This is a genomic window from Phaeodactylibacter xiamenensis, assembly GCF_000759025.1.
Lineage (GTDB): Bacteria > Bacteroidota > Bacteroidia > Chitinophagales > Saprospiraceae > Phaeodactylibacter > Phaeodactylibacter xiamenensis.
Genome location: NZ_JPOS01000116.1, coordinates 1 through 2,789, shown reverse-complemented (window position 1 = coordinate 2,789; position 2,789 = coordinate 1). Strand labels below are relative to the sequence as shown.

The 2,789-nt window shown below is 33.7% G+C and carries 2 protein-coding genes; both read right to left on the bottom strand.

The features are described from left to right. Window positions 1-664 precede the first annotated feature (664 nt). Window positions 665-1,858 (bottom strand): tetratricopeptide repeat protein, encoded by a 1,194-nt coding sequence (locus IX84_RS30020; protein WP_044230242.1) that lies wholly within the window; start codon window positions 1,856-1,858, stop codon window positions 665-667. 211 nt (window positions 1,859-2,069) lie between these two features. Further along, on the bottom strand, window positions 2,070-2,789 hold a 720-nt coding region (locus IX84_RS30015), incomplete at its 5' end, for a T9SS type A sorting domain-containing protein (RefSeq protein WP_044230239.1).

The following is a 2,789-nucleotide window of genomic DNA, read 5'->3' as shown; positions in this document are numbered from 1 at the left end:
TGATTTTAATTTACTGGTTTTCAGTCGATTCAAATTCGGGATTCTGATTCTTCAATTTGATCGTTTCAAATCTCAAATCAACCAATAATCTGACAACAATCGACCTATTTCAGGATTCTGATCTCCATTTCCAGAAGATTCAACCTGATTTTTGATTCCTGATTTACTCAATTCGATTTTCCAGATTTATCAAAATCAGATTCAGGTTTATCAAATCTTGAGTTTCTGATCTTGGTTCTCAAATTGATTCAATCAACGGTTTCCTGTTCAAAATTTACAGATTCCAGATTCCCGATTTCTGTTTATGGACGAGATTCAAATTCCTGATTTCTATTTCAAAAGCCGCCTAAACGTAAATCTCATCTGAAAAAACCAATCTCATTTTTCAAGATGGGCCCGGTTAATCTTAAGAATTCAAATTATTAGTTTTCTGTCCGATTAACCGTAAAGAATACAATACTCGACAGGATATTTGCCCGCCTTCTAAATTTCAATTCCCCGATTTGAAAATCAGTTCTCGATTTCCGGATGATTTCCCGATTCTGAATTTTCATTTTTGAGGCGGGAGAATCCATATTTTCAATTCCATAGAATGCCAATTCTGATGCGGTACCCCATAACGGTCCGGCTAGCCGCAGTACGGAGTGAAACGGAGTATTGTCGGCTAGCCATTGTTCGCTACCGTGTTCTTTTCTTTTTCCAAATATGATTTCAGTAATTTGATTGTTTCTTGATTTATAGGACTTTCTTTAACTCTATCAATCAACTCAATTTTATTAATCATCGATTTAGCTATTCCTGATGGCAAGTTCTTTTCCGTTGATTTTAAAAATTCTGATTTTCCTTCTTGCACATTATCGCCTTTCAGTAGATAGCTTAACCCTAAATTCGAGTATAACTGAGCGTTTGAAGGCGCTAATTTTAATTGAGTGTTTACAATTTCAAAAACTTTATCTGCATTTCTTCTACTTTCATCTATTTTTCCAAGTAACAATTGCGTTAGGGATAGATTTACGAATACCCAATATTTTGTCACACCTTCTTCTATTAGAAACTGGCGGTTTGCTTCGATAAAAATCTCTTCTGCTTCTTTTAGCCTATTGCTATTCATTAAGATAGACCCATATTCATATAATGCAGGTGGATATTTGTCGTTTATGGCAGCATCTTTGATAACTATTTCAGCATTCTCTAATTGACCATTTCTTCGATATGTTTGAGCAAGACGATATTTGATTACCTTGTCATCTGGAAATTCTTTATATAATTTTTCTAAGTTTTGAATCGCTTCTTCGGTTTTTCCTGTGTTTGCTAAAATCCGGTATAAGTTTCTTATAATTTCGGGATGATTAGGCTGAATTTTCTTTGCTTGTAGAAATGCAGAAAGTGATTTTTCATAATCCCCTTGATAAAAATACCATTGCCCTCTTATTAAAGGAAAGAGAAGTTTAAGAGAATCTTCCTTATCTTTTTTGAAATCTTCTCTTAGGGACTCCAATTCCGATTTTTGGTCTTCAATCTCCCTTTTTGATTTTTTATAAAGTTCTTCTAAGTCATTTTTAATCTTTCTTATTTGCGAAATTTGGTATCCACTATAAACTGTAGCGATACTCAATAAAGCGGCAAAAATTGCAAAAATCCTTCCTGACCAAGAGATAATCGTATTTGAAACTCCAACTATTCCATTATTTTCTTTTTCGATATTATCAATCTTCAAATTGAGCTTCTCTATCTCAACTTGTGCTTTTTGTAATTCAGCTTGTATTTCTCGTACTAATTCAGTAGTATTTGAGTCAGTATTCTGTCCAAACAGTGAGATTGTAAAAATTAGAAATACTATTGTGGTTATTAGTTTCATTTGTTTTTATATTTTTTCATGGTAGCGAACGGGAACGGCTACGTGACGTGCCGGATTCTAAATTTACCATTTTCGTCTTAATTCACAAATGCTAGCGCAGGCAGCAAAAGGCGAAATTGGCGCAGCCTGGCTTTTGCTGCCTGCGCGGGTTTTTCATCTCTATTTTTCAATCGAAGATTTTTACCGGCATGGCATGTAGCCATTGTTCTCATCAGTTCATTTTAATTAACTTATAGTTATTCTTTATTCCTTCTTCATCAATAATTGTAAGTATTAAGACTCCAGAATCAAAGCCACTTAAATCTAATTCTTTTGTTATATCAAAGGTAGTTTCAGATAAAATCATCCTTCCTGATAGATCTGATACAACTATTTTTTCAATACCTCTTTCTGATCTGATTCTTACTTTGTCTGAGAATGGGTTAGGAAAAACCTCAATTCTATTTAAAATTAGTTCCTCAGTATTTACAGCATACTCTAATGAAAAGTCATCAATTGTTAAATAATTACACTCAACGCTTTGACAAAAGTTCACATTGGTGGATGTTTCAATCTGAATAATTATACTATCAGGAGTCCCCTCTGAGTGCTCAACAATCGGCACTGTAAATTCTTCATATAATTCAGTTTCTGGAAATTTTCCCCGACCATATCCTACTATATGGATACTATCATATTCTTCAATATATCTTTTTACATACACTGTGACTATCATTGAATCATTGGGTTTGACATTTTGAAACTTATAATAACCCTTTAATTCTGACGGAAGCTCATCTATTGGAGTACCTGCACCTTCTAGATGTTTGTTCTTTTCTGTGGATCCAAAACGTCTAACTGGTGAATCACCATTATAAAAATACACTGTATTGTTTCCTTGATACCAAGATTTTAGATACATAGCATATTCCCCACTATAAGAGTCTGTTGT

Bases quoted from the DNA above. Each gene is read 5' to 3' on its own strand.
- IX84_RS30020 (WP_044230242.1), bottom strand. From the start codon at position 1,858: ATGAAACTAATAACCACAATAGTATTTCTAATTTTTACAATCTCACTG.